The sequence below is a fragment of the Mesorhizobium sp. M7A.F.Ca.MR.148.00.0.0 genome (assembly GCF_003997735.1).
Classification (GTDB): domain Bacteria; phylum Pseudomonadota; class Alphaproteobacteria; order Rhizobiales; family Rhizobiaceae; genus Mesorhizobium.
Genome location: NZ_RZTB01000546.1, coordinates 1 through 277, shown reverse-complemented (window position 1 = coordinate 277; position 277 = coordinate 1). Strand labels below are relative to the sequence as shown.

The 277-nt window shown below is 63.9% G+C and carries 1 pseudogene; it reads left to right on the top strand.

The features are described 5' to 3' along the window. A pseudogene (locus EOB49_RS35275) lies at positions 1-277 on the top strand (glycine cleavage system protein T); the annotation flags it as partial.

Genomic DNA, 277 nt, shown 5'->3' with positions numbered 1-277 from the left:
ATGATCCATAGCGAGCCGGAAGCCGACGTCTACGGCATGGACATCGCCCGCTATGGCGACTTCGCCTCCAACCGCGAATACATCAGGCAGACCACCGGGCAGTTCTATTCGCGCCGTTTCGTCATGAGCTATCCCAACGAGCAACTGCCTGCGGGACGGGCCTTGAAGACGGCCGGCGCGCATGACGCCATGGACGCCGCCGGGGCGCGCTGGGGCAATTCCTGGGGCATGGAAGTGCCGCTCTATTTCGCGCCGCAAGGCTTCGTCGAGACACCGA